This is a genomic window from Enterobacter adelaidei, from assembly GCF_041937165.1.
Taxonomy (GTDB): Bacteria; Pseudomonadota; Gammaproteobacteria; order Enterobacterales; family Enterobacteriaceae; genus Enterobacter; species Enterobacter adelaidei.
Map to the genome: position 1 here is coordinate 518,545 of NZ_CP154353.1, position 13,002 is coordinate 531,546.

The 13,002-nt window shown below is 44.2% G+C and carries 17 protein-coding genes and 2 pseudogenes; 5 read left to right on the plus strand and 14 right to left on the minus strand.

Annotated elements, in window-relative coordinates; all coding sequences use genetic code 11:
• Nucleotides 1–39: 39 nt before the first annotated feature.
• The 3 genes and pseudogenes from AAHF05_RS02545 to AAHF05_RS02555 form a co-directional block, all read right to left on the minus strand.
• Nucleotides 40–537: a hypothetical protein gene (locus tag AAHF05_RS02545; protein WP_127320578.1), complete on the minus strand. Its 498-nt coding sequence runs from the start codon at nucleotides 535–537 to the stop codon at nucleotides 40–42.
• A 389-nt stretch (nucleotides 538–926) separates the two neighbouring features.
• Entirely contained in the window at nucleotides 927–1,940 is a 1,014-nt protein-coding gene (locus AAHF05_RS02550; protein ID WP_047363087.1) for a hypothetical protein, read from the minus strand.
• Nucleotides 1,941–2,061: 121 nt separating this feature from the next.
• Nucleotides 2,062–2,151 (minus strand): annotated as a pseudogene (locus AAHF05_RS02555) (hypothetical protein); the annotation flags it as partial.
• A gap of 196 nt (nucleotides 2,152–2,347) precedes the next feature.
• On the opposite strand from AAHF05_RS02555, the gene AAHF05_RS02560 reads away from it, so the two are divergent.
• Together AAHF05_RS02560 and AAHF05_RS02565 are read left to right on the plus strand one after the other, a co-directional pair.
• A complete protein-coding gene (locus tag AAHF05_RS02560) occupies nucleotides 2,348–2,848 on the plus strand; it encodes a hypothetical protein (protein ID WP_047363085.1) in 501 nt (166 codons plus the stop codon).
• 203 nt (nucleotides 2,849–3,051) lie between these two features.
• The gene (locus tag AAHF05_RS02565; RefSeq protein ID WP_045353128.1) at nucleotides 3,052–3,612 is read left to right on the plus strand and encodes a recombinase family protein; all 561 of its coding nucleotides are present in this window, start codon (nucleotides 3,052–3,054) and stop codon (nucleotides 3,610–3,612) included.
• A gap of 265 nt (nucleotides 3,613–3,877) precedes the next feature.
• On the opposite strand, the pseudogene AAHF05_RS02570 reads toward AAHF05_RS02565, so the two are convergent.
• A pseudogene (locus AAHF05_RS02570) lies at nucleotides 3,878–4,345 on the minus strand (hypothetical protein); the annotation flags it as partial.
• 139 nt (nucleotides 4,346–4,484) lie between these two features.
• Between AAHF05_RS02570 and AAHF05_RS02575 the strand changes: the two are divergent.
• Nucleotides 4,485–4,949: a helix-turn-helix domain-containing protein gene (locus AAHF05_RS02575; RefSeq protein WP_100126810.1), complete on the plus strand. Its 465-nt coding sequence runs from the start codon at nucleotides 4,485–4,487 to the stop codon at nucleotides 4,947–4,949.
• 827 nt (nucleotides 4,950–5,776) lie between these two features.
• Here AAHF05_RS02575 and AAHF05_RS02580 read toward each other — a convergent pair.
• Nucleotides 5,777–6,490, minus strand: a complete 714-nt coding sequence (locus tag AAHF05_RS02580; RefSeq protein ID WP_332615413.1) for a PmeII family type II restriction endonuclease — start codon at nucleotides 6,488–6,490, stop codon at nucleotides 5,777–5,779.
• Between the two features lie 100 nt (nucleotides 6,491–6,590).
• Here AAHF05_RS02580 and AAHF05_RS02585 point away from each other — a divergent pair, with 100 nt between their 5' ends.
• Both AAHF05_RS02585 and AAHF05_RS02590 read left to right on the plus strand, forming a co-directional pair.
• Complete coding sequence (locus tag AAHF05_RS02585; protein WP_129324102.1) at nucleotides 6,591–7,856, plus strand: DNA cytosine methyltransferase; 1,266 nt, start codon at nucleotides 6,591–6,593, stop codon at nucleotides 7,854–7,856.
• Nucleotides 7,857–8,140: 284 nt separating this feature from the next.
• Complete coding sequence (locus AAHF05_RS02590; protein ID WP_129324101.1) at nucleotides 8,141–8,614, plus strand: SymE family type I addiction module toxin; 474 nt, start codon at nucleotides 8,141–8,143, stop codon at nucleotides 8,612–8,614.
• A gap of 77 nt (nucleotides 8,615–8,691) precedes the next feature.
• Here AAHF05_RS02590 and AAHF05_RS02595 read toward each other — a convergent pair whose 3' ends face one another.
• The 9 genes from AAHF05_RS02595 to AAHF05_RS02635 form a co-directional block, all read right to left on the minus strand.
• Nucleotides 8,692–9,063, minus strand: coding sequence for a hypothetical protein (locus AAHF05_RS02595; RefSeq protein ID WP_129324100.1), 372 nt, complete (start codon nucleotides 9,061–9,063; stop codon nucleotides 8,692–8,694).
• Nucleotides 9,064–9,190: 127 nt separating this feature from the next.
• A complete protein-coding gene (locus tag AAHF05_RS02600) occupies nucleotides 9,191–9,439 on the minus strand; it encodes a bacteriocin immunity protein (RefSeq protein ID WP_129324099.1) in 249 nt (82 codons plus the stop codon).
• A 68-nt stretch (nucleotides 9,440–9,507) separates the two neighbouring features.
• Complete coding sequence (locus AAHF05_RS02605) at nucleotides 9,508–9,756, minus strand: bacteriocin immunity protein (RefSeq protein WP_374936432.1); 249 nt, start codon at nucleotides 9,754–9,756, stop codon at nucleotides 9,508–9,510.
• 44 nt (nucleotides 9,757–9,800) lie between these two features.
• A complete protein-coding gene (locus AAHF05_RS02610; RefSeq protein ID WP_129324097.1) occupies nucleotides 9,801–10,268 on the minus strand; it encodes a DUF6392 family protein in 468 nt (155 codons plus the stop codon).
• 132 nt (nucleotides 10,269–10,400) lie between these two features.
• The gene (locus AAHF05_RS02615; RefSeq protein WP_129324096.1) at nucleotides 10,401–10,652 is read right to left on the minus strand and encodes a hypothetical protein; all 252 of its coding nucleotides are present in this window, start codon (nucleotides 10,650–10,652) and stop codon (nucleotides 10,401–10,403) included.
• Nucleotides 10,653–10,670: 18 nt separating this feature from the next.
• Entirely contained in the window at nucleotides 10,671–10,922 is a 252-nt protein-coding gene (locus AAHF05_RS02620) for a bacteriocin immunity protein (RefSeq protein WP_206737107.1), read from the minus strand.
• Nucleotide 10,923: 1 nt separating this feature from the next.
• Nucleotides 10,924–11,202 (minus strand): hypothetical protein, encoded by a 279-nt coding sequence (locus AAHF05_RS02625; RefSeq protein WP_374936433.1) that lies wholly within the window; start codon nucleotides 11,200–11,202, stop codon nucleotides 10,924–10,926.
• Entirely contained in the window at nucleotides 11,162–11,419 is a 258-nt protein-coding gene (locus AAHF05_RS02630) for a colicin E3-like toxin immunity protein (RefSeq protein WP_129324095.1), read from the minus strand. Before AAHF05_RS02630 ends, AAHF05_RS02625 begins: the two co-directional genes overlap by 41 nt.
• 8 nt (nucleotides 11,420–11,427) lie before the next feature.
• On the minus strand, nucleotides 11,428–13,002 hold the full coding sequence (locus AAHF05_RS02635; RefSeq protein ID WP_129324094.1) for an S-type pyocin domain-containing protein: 1,575 nt from the start codon (nucleotides 13,000–13,002) through the stop codon (nucleotides 11,428–11,430).

Here is a 13,002-nt window from a genome sequence, read left to right on the forward strand (position 1 = left end):
ATGTTGTGTTGATGCCAGATGCAAAATTATATGCTTAAGTCAATTGTTTAAGTTGTTATTAAGTTGGCTTATATTGTTGTTCAGTTGTTGTAATTGATAATTGTTTTGTGTCGCTTGCATATTGGCATCGAAGGCCGCTTGTTGCTGTATTTGCATCTGCTGTTGCTGGGCTAAGGTATTTGAAAGGTTCTGCATTCCGGAGGCAAAGCGAGCTTGCGCTAATTGATTCTCTTGGGCATCTTGTTGAGCCTGAAGTGCTCCCAGATTGCTCATCGTGCCGCATTCAGGTCCGGTAATACCTATTGTATGATTTGCATCCCTTTTCTTTCCTTCAGCTACAGCAGCGTAAAAACGTTCAGAATTACCTGTGGCGTAAGCATAGCCAGCAGCCCGACAAAGCTCATTCGAAGTCAAAAGGGATACATCTCCTTTTGGAGAACGGTCGACGTGTTTTACACATCCTGTAAGCATAACGCTAACAGAAAACATTATTACCAAGCGTGTGTTCATATCACCCTTTAAGCTGTTTTTAGTCATGAGAAAAAATACCATTAAGAATATTCTTACTCTGCCATGTCAAAAATGCAATCATGACTGACTGTTAAGTATAAGGAATGCCTTGCCGTCGCGGAAATTTTCGGACGCTATGCCTGCAAGAGTCGCTTCCAAACCTAGGAGATCCACTTTCTCTCGCCCAGCTTATCCGGCTGCATTTATACCGCGAACATGAAGAAGGTAAAAAACGTTCCGTTCGTGTTTGATGGAAGGGAACAGCAAACGACAAACACCGATAGCTAAGGTGTGTAAGCTGATAGTTGAGTTGTTATATATACAGTTATTAAGAGAACTGTATCCAGACCAGCAGGAATGCGGCTTCTTTCCTGCTGATTGTCACTTTTTTTTGGAATAACGGAACGGGCTGCGGCTCAAACGTGTAGACGACGTAACGCACCCTTGACGGCGTTTTGCAGATCGCTAACAACCGCCAGATGAGAGCTTTCTTTCCGCAGGCGCTTGTCACCGTTGACCATCATCCAGCTACGTTTATCCCTTCGTCCGATGTTATTGAAAGAATGCAATCCGCGCTCGGCTGTTGCGTCGTTCACCTTACGAGCTGCGTTGATAGCGGTAAATCTGAACATATCACCGTTAGCCATCATTTCAGGCTCAATTGGTTTGCGAAATTTGAACAGGTGAGCGAGGGTTTCAAATCGAAAGCGCTGCATGTCGCTAAGATGGTGAAGAGAGTAGTGAGTGAGCGCAGCACCTTTTAACGTGACTTCAACACGAGCGCGTTGCTCTTCTACAGGTAGTTTCTGATCGTTGTCAGTGCGTTTGTGGTAGACCTGCCACGAGATGTTGTCCCACTTGTTACCTGTCCTGAAGTTTCGATACGGAGTGATACGTGTTCCGGGGAAAAGGTAGACATTTTTCCACGAAGCGGGGTTGAATTGCCTTGGTCGGGTTCCGTTACTAAACAGGCTTGTCTGAAGCCGATAGGTCATTGCTCGTGTCGCTGATACTGACCGTTGTTTATGCCAGAAATCGCAGAAAACTTCGACTCCCACGATTTGTGGCTCACACGCAAATGGGAAACGGTTTTGCAATTGCTTGAGTGCAGCTTCCAGCTTCCCGCCATGGTTTGCCAGTAGATCACGGAAGCAAATCCGAAAAGTATCGTTAGTGCTGCTTATCGTAGGTTTTACCCACGTTTTAACGTTGTTGTCGGGACGGGGGGCGCATGATGACAACTTTGAGATACGTAGACCGCAGGGTTTAACCCAGAGTTTTAATCCGGTGATTTTAAGTAATTCATCCTGAACGTAGCGATGCTGGGTCAGTCTGGAGAAGCTGATCTTTAAGTCCAGCCAATCGATCCCGGCTGAAACCTTAAAGGATTTGCGGTCTGCTTCAGCAGCTACGTATTTTCGACTCTTCATAGTGCGACCTTATTGAAGGGAACTTCAAACCGGCATCAGGGTAATTCGAATTGAGTAGATTTGAGAACATTTCGAACACCGTAGCACAATAGTTTTACGATAAAAACCTTAGTTATCGATGTTAACCTAACTGTATGAGAACACTTCTATTTTTCATATACAGAGGATGTTTCGGCTCACCTGTAGCGTTTAAGACGAAGCACATAGTGTTGCAGATGCGGTGACATGCGCATCCAACGCGCTGGGAAGCCCTGTGGCGCGTTTTTTATCAGGGGCAGTGGATTTATTGGTTTGAAATTTGTGGCACTATCTCAGAGCGTTTGGATAAGTCTGTCGAGATGAACATACTTAGCCGCGTATTCTTCACCAGCGTAGTGACATAATGTCAGGCAGGCATTGGGGGGCGCATGAAGCGTAAACACTGGATAAGCATCGAAACACACAAAAAGTTCTATAGGGCTCGCAGCGAGTTTGCGGACTGGACGGATAGGGAGTGGAAACACCCGGTTTCCTGCTTTCTTTTGCAGGTCTGGGGATTCTTGATGTTTGTTATTCTTGGACTGGCCTCTCTGCTTTTGGGTGTTGGTTCACATAAAAATGCCTTCCCGGAATTATATCTGAACGATGAAAAGCGTGGACCAATTCGCTTTAAGTATTCTTTGACCTTATTCGTCGAGGGCAAGGGCTGGATTTTGTCTGGCATGTTCGCGATTTTGTTCGTCTCAGTTGCTGACGTATTCAACCCATTCTTTTTAACTTCGCCCCTTATTTACTACGTAATCAATGGCACAGCACTATTCGTTGGATGGTGGATCGGGGTATTTGTTTATCTGAGGTTAGTTAGTTGGATGAGAGAACGCACCATTTGGCTATCAGAATGGCAGCGTAGATACCCTGACGACAAGTAGCTCAACTGTTAGCGATATCGCCATTATCTCGCACTCAGGGTAAGTATTTTCGATTCTTCAAAAAGTTGCTGCCAACAAACGACCGTTTTCCGGCACTTACCAAGCACACGCTTTCACACTGTTGGAAAAATAGCCTTGGCTTTTCTGGCAGGCTATCCTATTTTGACACCGTTTTCTGGCAGGGGCCGGATGAGGAGAAAACGATGGCAACTTTTGGCTACGGGCGTGTTTCAACAACGCAGCAGGATACTGAAAACCAGCGTCTGGAACTCGGGCAGGCTGGTTGGCAAATTGATTACTGGTATGCCGATGTTGTCAGCGGTAAGGTTCCGGCGACGCACCGCAAAGCGTTCTCCGAAATGCTCAGTAAAATTCGCGACGGTGAAACGCTGGTGGTTGCGAAACTCGACCGACTGGGGCGTGATGCCATTGATGTCCTCCAGACGGTCAGGGCGCTGGCAGAGCGCAATATCAAGGTTATTGTCCACCAGCTTGGCACGACTGATCTCACCTCCCCAGCAGGTAAGTTGTTGCTGTCGATGCTGGCCGCGGTTGCGGAGATGGAGCGCGATCTTTTGATTGAGCGAACTCAAGCGGGACTGTCACGAGCAAAAGCTGAAGGCAAGAAGTTGGGCAGACCTTCGAAAATCGCCCCTGAAGCCCGTAGGGCGATTATTGAGAAAAAGAATAGCGGAATAAGTATCAGCGCGTTAGCTCGCGAATACGATGTTTCCAGAGCGACTATTACCGCTATCCGTGATTAATCGTCAGTGATTACATACCTGATTGGCAGGTTTGATAAACTAATACTTCAACTTCCTGCGGTTTTTTTTCGGCCATATCTTTGTAAACCATGCCAGCAAGGGCATGGGCAAAAATAATATTATTCTCAGTGATACCGGGTTTGCCTCTGAGGCTTTCGATTTGTTGTTGATAAACGGAAATAGGGTTGTGTTCGTCTCGCCCGATGGCAATATTTTTTGCCATCGTTGACCATGCCGTGCAGACATCATCGTTAGCATCTCTCTTCAACGAGCTTTCCAGCACTTTATCTCCACTGATAGCATGTTGCGCCCATGCTGAATTGTTGGCGATAAACTTTTTAGAGCCGGTAGTAATACCATATTCGATGCGAATGCCGTTATCGTGGTAGCTGCCGTCAGCATCTTTAGTCGCTAGCTTTAGAGATATTCGGCAACCGGGGAGTGTTTTGTGTTCTTGCACCGAGGTAATAACGGTGTCCGTATCGCAATCCGCAAAGCTGTATTCTGGGTTAACATAGGTGTTAGTTTTTATGAGTAGTCCGGTAAGGCCGTTTTTGTAGCCTTTTGCCGGCAATGTTTTGAAAGCGCTGCGGTCACCTTTTTTGATCGCATCCCGGAAGTGATCCATACCGATACGTGTCGCCAGTTGATCAAGGCTTTCAGCTGCGTAGGAGGTTGCGGGTAAACCTGCCACCACTGACAGGACAAACAGGTTTTGAGCAAGACGTTTCATATGTGACTTATTTTTAACCATTTCATTTTCCCCCAAAGGTCAGATGTTACTGACAGTTTTGTGAGAATAATAAACCTTATATTTTAAATGTCACGATTGGTGCGTGGCTCTTTAGTGGACATTTGCGCAAATTCAGGGCATGAAAAAGACCCTGAGAAAACTATTTGGACAAAGAGTAAAAGAGCTCCGCGTAGCTACCGGATTGAGTCAGGAAGCCTTTGCCGATCGGTGTGGGTTTGCGCGTAGCTACATGAGTCGCATCGAACGTGGTGGCTCGAATGCGTCTTTGGATGCGATTGAGGTGCTGGCTAACGCTCTGAGTGTTGAGCCGTGGCAACTGTTGGTGTCTGGTTTGTTCGAATATAGCGACCCGGAATTACTGGTTCCCTATGCGGCTGATGGCTCGTGTTTTCATCCTGGGCTGGCGAGCACCCGTGATGGCTCGTTTGCCGTAGGTGATAAAGCGGCTCAGAAGCGTTTTGGCACGTTTGCTGAAGCTCTTGAGTATCTTCGTAGCATGGAGACAGCAAAATGGCGTAGGCCTAATCCTAGCGGCAACTGGGGTATCGTATCAGCGGTTCGGTGGGACAAACTGAGAAAGTAGCTCAAGTGTAAGTTTATGAATTTTTATGCTGTATGGATGAACAGTATTCATTGGATGCTGATAGTCCTACGTTTCATCAGCCCTTTGTTTCTATAAGAGTAAATAAAACAGCAAAATACGGGTGCATTACGTATGCGTTACGGTGGCGTTTCACTTTGAGGCTAAATGGCTTAATTCATATAAATAACATTGAGTTAAATGGTTATTCTAAACAAAGTCTGCCGGGGTTTAACTGGTTTCAAATTCCGAACGCAGTGGCGTTTACTTAACGTCCACAAAACTGACAAACGTTCTTCCCTCCCGACACAGCAAACCTCCATAAACATCTATAGACAGGTATGGCTCGTTGGTGTTTTGTGACGTCACGAATATTAGGTTTGATTCCGTTCACCGGATCAAACTTAAGATATAGCCCCTAGAACAAAAAGGTCCTACGATTGTTCTTTTAAAGGCTAATAGGAACGTGATTACAGCAGGTTATGGAGACTTAGGTTCGAGTCCGGCCTTCGGCACCAAGTGATGCAATAATTAGCTACCTAAGGGTGGCTTTTTTTTTAACTTCACTAAAACTTATTCATAATTAAATGAAAAAATAATTGTAATCGTGTTGATTTTAAATTCAGGAATAAACTTTGATAAATTGTCATTTTAAAATTGAAAAGTTTATTCTGATTTTATATAAAATATTTTTTCATATATAAGATATTTCATCAATATGATGACATACGATATTGGTGCTAACTATCACGAAGTTAGAAAGGGGGCATTTTAATTTTCGCGTAATGATAAAAAATGACCCCATAGATTATGTTTTATATAATTCTGGTTTAGAGCTTCTCTAAGGATTTAATTGTTTCAGTTTGTGCAAGTTCATCGATTACTTCATCAAGTTGCTTACTAAAATCAGATTCAGTTGCAACGGATGTAATAGCTTCAATTAAATCATTATAAAAATCAACATCACCTGTCAGCCTATACCAAAAATCTGCTCCTGTAATAACAGGATGGTCATATTGACTCATGATTCTTTTATAATGAGAGCTGAGATCTGATTGTTCACCATATAAAACTCCAACAATCATATCATCTCTGTGTATTCTCAAATTGTTTGTTTTTGCAAGATTAATGACACCTCTGAAATGTCCTGCGATTGATTCTACATCATCTTTATTGATTGTGTTAGGACCCGCTTTTAATTGGCAGTATTTTTTATTACCATCTACATGGTCATGGAATTCAATATCTATTCCAGATGTTGTGCTGCCATACGACTGCCTTAATATACTAATAAAGCTTTGCATATTTTGACCAAATGATGTCGTAATAGAAGTACCAAGAACTCTTGGTAATACTAGTGCTTTTGCGATACTGTGTGCACTAGCGTCTCCTGTTAAAAATTTAGCTAGGTAAATCGAAAGAAAAGGATTAATATCAAATTCTTTTGGTTTTTTTAATTTTAGGGTGTTTTTAATATGATTTGCAGCTATCGATTGGCTAAACCATTGTTTAACTTGTTCTAGAATAAATGCTTTATCTTCCATATCTTCCTCTTTTTTCTGTGTTTTTAACGTAAAAAAACTAAACAAACATGAATTACTACTGTATACTAACCCAGTGTTTAACTGTAATTGGAAGCGTCAAATGTCTGATGTCCAAGAAATTTCACCCTATGCTAATTGTGAGCTTCTCTCTTTGGAGGTTCTCGCTGATGTTTTGTCTGAGTCAAAACGTACACTCGATGCATGGGTCTCTAAAGGTATTTTAGTACCACATATCATTTCTGATGATAACAAACTTTATTTTAATAGAAAGCATTTATCTCATTTTCCTGAGGTAAATCAACTAATAGAGAGTGATTGGGCTAAAGAAGAATCTATAACCCCTAAGCGTCCTTACAAATTAGTAGAGCTTTTTGCTGGCGCTGGAGGATTGGCTATTGGGCTCGAAAAGGCTGGTTTTAACAGTATTTTTCTCAATGAGCTTGATAAGTCAGCTTGTGCAACACTTAGACACAACCGACCACACTGGAATGTCGTTGAAGGTGATATAGCTAACATTAATTTTGAGTCAATAACCGAATCTGTTGATATTTTGACCGGTGGTTTCCCATGCCAGGCTTTTTCATATGCGGGTAAAAAATTGGGGTTTGAAGATACTCGAGGAACATTGTTTTTTGAATTTGCTCGAGCTGTAAAGGAACTAAACCCTAAGGTATTCATGGCTGAGAACGTTCGTGGGCTTTTAACTCATGAAAATGGTAAAACCCTAGAAACTATTAAAGAAGTAATAGAAGAATTAGGGTACGTTTTAATTGAGCCACGAGTCCTTAAGGCTATTTTTTATAAAGTTCCACAAAAACGTGAGCGTTTAATCTTAGTTGGTATACGAAAAGATTATGCTGACAAAGTAAAATTTAATTGGCCTTCTGCTTATAATAAAGTGCTAACGCTGCGTGATGCATTTTATGCGGGGATCCTTTATGAGCAAGATGTACCTGAATCTGCAGGGCAAGTTTATCCTCTCAGAAAAAAAGAGATAATGTCAATGGTGCCTCCAGGAGGTTATTGGCGCGATCTTAGCGACGAGCTGCAAAGAGAATATATGCAGGGAAGTTATTTTTTAGGCGGTGGGAAAACTGGTATGGCACGCCGGTTATCACTTGATGAACCTAGTTTAACTCTAACAACGTCCCCTGCGCAGAAACAAACGGAGCGATGCCACCCATTCGAAACTCGGCCTCTCCAAATAAGAGAGTATGCTAGAATTCAAACATTCCCGGACGAATGGGAATTTAAGGGATCTTTAGGTGCTATCTATCGCCAAATTGGAAATGCAGTTCCTGTTAATATGGCTGCTGCAATTGGTCGTTCTTTGATAAGAGTATTGAATGATATTGAAGAGCTTTAATCGAGGGCGCCATTAGGCGCCTTCTTCGCCTAAATCATTCCCACGTTCTCAAAAAAAATTATCCTATACAGGCAATTCATCCTATATCCTGAATCCCCCTCGCAAATTCAAAATTTCCCCCACCCAAAACTGCTGTATTTATATTCAGTCCTGTATAATGAGCATCAGAAATTACGCCGAATGGCAAAGGAAGTTTCAAAGAGAATTTAAAGAAGAATTCGCGATATGAAGGTGCTGCAACACCCTCATACCGCTAACCACAACCAACTAATATGGAGTTGAAAATGGCTGCGACGAATTTTAAGCCAGAGTTTACTGTTTGCAAAACAGAATCAGACGCTTTCAACGGCATGATTGAAAACCGCGAGCTGGTACGCAAAAACAGCACCCGCCGCCTTCACGGCAACCAGACCAACGCGGCACCCGTCCATCCCCGCGCGGAAACGCCGCAGGACAGTGCCGCCTGCTGCGAACTGTATGCACGCATAGACATGAAATATCTTCTCCTGGGCGGGGACTGGTTAACCCGTGCGGGCTTTATCAACGGCATGCCCGTAAAAATCCGCGCCATGAAAGACTGCATTGTGATTACGCCGCAGCATACAAGAGAATTGTGGGGATGCCTTGAAGGGATGAGCGTGGTGAATATAAATAAGCAGAAAGTTGCGCAGTGGTTAAAAACGTTTCCGGGGGCGCTGAATGATACCGGCGATATACCCGTTGTGAAGCGGGGAATCGGGCAAGCGATGCCTGAGTAGTTCTGGCTTCCTGCCTTATATTCCTGGAGCAATATAACGATACGGGCATGTTATCCCATGCCCGTATTAATCAGAAATCACTCGTGCTTTACCTGTTCTTTCACAGCCTTAACCAATACAGCATGCAGTTCGCCAACGGTTAAATCGCGTATCACAGGTTCGGGTATGCCACGTACCCAGCGTATAAACCGACAGATGCCAAAAAAATCTATACCCTCACCCGTAAACAGGTACTCGTTCTCAGCAAGAGAGAACGTTTTCATATAGCCATCTTCTTCCGTGGCAAGGTGAACGCCAAACGCTTCTTCGCAGTCTTCCAGTAGGTCTTCGCCGTCGATACCGCAAATATGTAAATCGGCCTCAATCCAGGTGTTGCTATCAATAGGTTTACGATGTATCCCAGAGGACTTACGAACGACCTCAATTACTTGTGCGAGAGTAGGTTTCATTTATAGAATATTCCATATTCGTTGACTTCATTAGGCTTTCTGGCACTTAACGGTTGCCCGCTGTCGTTAATAGATGAAGTTGAGCACTGGTCAAGAAAGCATGATTATCTGTGTTAACCCATAAAAACTATGGTTTGAAACCGGGTTTACCATTTGCCCTACGCCACTCCTTGATTTCTCGTACAATACCTTCCGGGCTGTAATCTTTACCTTGCTCAGGATAAAAAATAACGTCAGATCCATTAGGATGTTCAGAAAGGCGTTCAAACTCTAAAACCAATAAACTTCCTTCTTCCTCTGTTTCACTTGCGGCGGTACAGATTTTTCGCACCAGACTTAGAAATTCGCTTTCAGTATAATCTCTTAAATCCTTCATTGTTTTTAACTTTTTTGCATTTTATTGTACACATTCCGCGCCCGAAAGTGCGGGAGCCTCAAAGATTGTTATTCTTTAAATCCGGATTTACCATTTTCTTTACGCCACTCCTTAACTTCTCTAACAATGCCTTCTGGACTATAATCTTTGCCCTCTTCAGGATAAAAAATCAGGTCAGAGCCTGCGGGGTGCTCGGTAAGCCGTTTAAATTCTCTAACCAATCGATTCTCATCTTCTTCAGTTTGACCTTCTGCATGACAGATTTTTCTGACTAATTCTAAGAAATCACTCTCCGTATAATTACACAATGTTTTCATTATACTCATCTCATTAATTATTATGCTTCTTCGTTCTTCAGCCTTTACCAATTCATATCAGAAGTAAGGATGAAAGCAACTTCTTCAACAACATCATCCATGCCATAATCGACCTGCATGCTCACTGGTACCCTAAAACCTTCCAAATTATATTTTTCGACCCAACCGAAAGGTCGGTTCATTATGGTCTTAGGCGGAACACATCCTGCCGGGTAACCAAAGGTGTGGTGGATCCATTCGCGAGGCATATACTGGCGAAGTGGAGTTGGAAGAACGTTTGGAAAGTTCCATTTGGTATTCTCCCTTTTGCGAATTTTAAGGTTTATCTCAACAAGGGCTTGTGTTTCTCTTAAAAAAATTAAATTGATGCCTTCTTTCTCCATGTTCAGGTGCATGTTCACAGAGCCCGAATGCCCCTTTGGATATGATTTTTTTGAAATAAAACCTGCATCTGTTAGTTCGATATTACTTTTCCCCAAATATCCAATCATTGCCTCAATATTTATAGTCATCTTTATAATTCAGCTCTATCGTTTAATAGTAAATCAGCTCATTCGTTCCGTGCATTTGAATCACGAATTACCGACCAGATGAGTCTCCTTAAGCTCTGTCGAGAAAAAAGGAGCCATAGATATTTAGTTTTGTTAAATCTTTCCCCCTGAAAGCTGAAAAATTAAATCTTCCGAGTAGAATGATCTGCCTATGAGTTCTTCTAAGAGATGTGCCTGTTTTTCATTTATATTATAAACACCGATGCCATACGTGAAGTCGGCTTCATCTTCATCTAAAATACCCATAATGTCATACAGCGCAGCTACATTTCGCTGAGAGATTATGATTTCATAAAGTAAAAGTTCATCTGTTTTACTGTATACATCTATAGAGTAAACGATCATTGTTTTAATCCTAAAGAATCACTCAGACTTGAAGCAAGGTTTATCACGACGCTGACGCCACTCTTTTACTTCATGGACAACGCCTTCTGGGCTATCATCTTTTCCATCTTCGGGATAAAAAATAAGATCTGCACCAGAGGGATGCTCTGCAAGCCGTTCGAACTTTCTAACCTGACAATTACCATCTTCCTCTGTTTCACAATTGGCAGAGCATATTTTTTGTACTAAGGATAGAAATTCACTTTCAGTATAATCGCTGATGGTTTTCATCCTAATTTCCTCGATGTATATCAATATGATGTTTAGGTGTTTTTATGCTCATATTATCTAGATCATATACAGCGCCGCCCTGTTTTATAGGATTAATGCGATGTGTCTCATACCGTTTTTTTAACGACTCTATATATTGTAGGGATAAGGGAAGAGGCTCTCCTCTTATTTTTTGATTGATCTTTTTCATCTTGATGGAGATTTTTAGTATGCCCGATACGATTATCGGGCAATGCCTCTCACCATTTATCCCTATAGTCAAAAGAAACCTGATAGTCATAAATAGTGGGGGTTATTTTATGTAAGAAGTGGGGTTGGAGAATGGGTATCCATTCGGGTTCAACATCAAAAAAACCATTATTAACGTTCCCCTTAGTTGGTAGGCCAAGATCTTTTGTCATGATCTGAGCATCATCGCCAAAATCTAAAGAAAATTCATTTCCTTCACCTAGCTCAGTTTCTTTATCATACCACTGTAATCTTAATTTTAATCCCATAATAAGCCTCATAAATAAGATTTAATATTTCTACCTTTTACGGCAGGTTTCAAAATTTCACCAGTTTTATAATCAATAGAGCCGAGATGCTCGCCGTCACTAGCTCTGTATTCTTCGAGTTCGCCATGCTGAGAATCCCATTCATATATTCTTCGTCCTTTCGAATCAACCCATCTTGCCCTTTTACCACTACCACCCTGTTTGGGCGTTTTCGCTTTCACCTCTCTTAAACCACTTAATCCTGTAATTTCGCTGGTTTTTGGTGCTTGATGATAATCATGTCCATCTTCAGGTAATCCACTGCGACGTTTCCCACTGAGATAGACATAAATCGGCGGCACTCCGCCCACCGGGAGAATCAGAATATAATCCGCAAACGTCTTCTCTTCCGGTGTCGGGCTGGTCGTCGCACCAATCCCCGTATCCTCCGGCAGCGGATCAACCACAACCGGGTTCGGTATCCGTACCGGGTTGTGATTGCCCGTATCCCACGGTTTACTCTCTCCGGTGCGGTCCGGTGTCCAGATGAGGGTGATGCCAGGGTTTTCTTCCGTGGTAAAGGTGTACGCCTGGCGTCGGCTATCCCACTCCATCGTGCGAACGCGCACGCTGTCTTTGCCCGGCGGCGTATGCCAGCCACGCGGTGTCGGGTTGCCGCTGGCGTCGTTCTCCCAGGTGAAGCGAACGCGGGTGGGGGCTTCCCGCATCTGTTCGACGCGCATCCTGTCGATAAAATCCTGCTCGCCGTCGTTCAGCTTGCCGGGATACATCCCTATCAGCAGCCCTGCGACAGGTGCACCAAGGCCTCCCGTGGCTATCCCGCCAAGTGCAGCGCCGCGCACGGCCCATGTGCCGGAAATGACAGTACGCCCGCCAACCAGTACGAGTTCGCTGGCATCGGCTATCGCGGTCCGCGCGGTCCAGGCTCTCTCTTCGGCCGCAACGGCAGCCTGATAGTCCATCTCCTCGTGATGCCCATTCCACCAGAGATAAAGCGCGCTGCGTTGCTTTGGTTTTGGGAGCGCCTTACGCTTTGCCGCCTGGGCGTGTTGTGGGGCATTGTTGGGTATGGCCTGGTAAAACGCCATCTCGGCGAAGTTGGTGTGCGGCTCACTTCCGGTGCCTGCATCGTTACAGCCTTCACCGCGCAGGCAGGATTTCGCAAAGACCCGGTTGCGATCGCGTTCTTCTGCTTGTCGCTGCGCTTCGGCCTCTTGCTCTTTTCGGCGTGCTGCGAGCATGGCCTGATGCTTTTCCTGTGCGATCTGTTCAGGAGAGGGGCCGGAGCCGAGCCACTCTCCCGATGGGGCGATCACGCGGTTGGTTCCGTGCGGGCAGCCACAAATGACGACAGAACCATCGACGGCTGAGGTTTGTCCCATCCAGTTAACGCGAGGTTCGCCCTCTGCAACAACGCCCTGTTTGCCGCATTTAGGGCATGCCGTAGTTTTATCGCCAACGCGGATAACGCCGCGACCGTGCTCGGTGCAGTTGGGCAGGGTGCTACAACATATTGCGCCGGTGGTCGTTCTGTCGCCATGCAGCGCCTGACCGCGGCCGTAGTTCGTTGAACGGTAGCCCAT

Bases quoted from the DNA above. Each gene is read 5' to 3' on its own strand.
- AAHF05_RS02545 (WP_127320578.1), bottom strand. From the start codon at position 537: ATGACTAAAAACAGCTTAAAGGGTGATATGAACACACGCTTGGTAATA.
- AAHF05_RS02605 (WP_374936432.1), bottom strand. From the start codon at position 9,756: ATGAAAACATTGTGTAATTATACGGAGAGTGATTTCTTAGAATTAGTC.
- AAHF05_RS02635 (WP_129324094.1), bottom strand. From the start codon at position 13,002: ATGGGCTACCGTTCAACGAACTACGGCCGCGGTCAGGCGCTGCATGGC.
- AAHF05_RS02630 (WP_129324095.1), bottom strand. From the start codon at position 11,419: ATGGGATTAAAATTAAGATTACAGTGGTATGATAAAGAAACTGAGCTA.
- AAHF05_RS02610 (WP_129324097.1), bottom strand. From the start codon at position 10,268: ATGACTATAAATATTGAGGCAATGATTGGATATTTGGGGAAAAGTAAT.
- AAHF05_RS02625 (WP_374936433.1), bottom strand. From the start codon at position 11,202: ATGACTATCAGGTTTCTTTTGACTATAGGGATAAATGGTGAGAGGCAT.
- AAHF05_RS02620 (WP_206737107.1), bottom strand. From the start codon at position 10,922: ATGAAAACCATCAGCGATTATACTGAAAGTGAATTTCTATCCTTAGTA.
- AAHF05_RS02615 (WP_129324096.1), bottom strand. From the start codon at position 10,652: ATGATCGTTTACTCTATAGATGTATACAGTAAAACAGATGAACTTTTA.
- AAHF05_RS02595 (WP_129324100.1), bottom strand. From the start codon at position 9,063: ATGAAACCTACTCTCGCACAAGTAATTGAGGTCGTTCGTAAGTCCTCT.
- AAHF05_RS02600 (WP_129324099.1), bottom strand. From the start codon at position 9,439: ATGAAGGATTTAAGAGATTATACTGAAAGCGAATTTCTAAGTCTGGTG.
- AAHF05_RS02585 (WP_129324102.1), top strand. From the start codon at position 6,591: ATGTCTGATGTCCAAGAAATTTCACCCTATGCTAATTGTGAGCTTCTC.
- AAHF05_RS02560 (WP_047363085.1), top strand. From the start codon at position 2,348: ATGAAGCGTAAACACTGGATAAGCATCGAAACACACAAAAAGTTCTAT.
- AAHF05_RS02550 (WP_047363087.1), bottom strand. From the start codon at position 1,940: ATGAAGAGTCGAAAATACGTAGCTGCTGAAGCAGACCGCAAATCCTTT.
- AAHF05_RS02565 (WP_045353128.1), top strand. From the start codon at position 3,052: ATGGCAACTTTTGGCTACGGGCGTGTTTCAACAACGCAGCAGGATACT.
- AAHF05_RS02575 (WP_100126810.1), top strand. From the start codon at position 4,485: ATGAAAAAGACCCTGAGAAAACTATTTGGACAAAGAGTAAAAGAGCTC.
- AAHF05_RS02590 (WP_129324101.1), top strand. From the start codon at position 8,141: ATGGCTGCGACGAATTTTAAGCCAGAGTTTACTGTTTGCAAAACAGAA.
- AAHF05_RS02580 (WP_332615413.1), bottom strand. From the start codon at position 6,490: ATGGAAGATAAAGCATTTATTCTAGAACAAGTTAAACAATGGTTTAGC.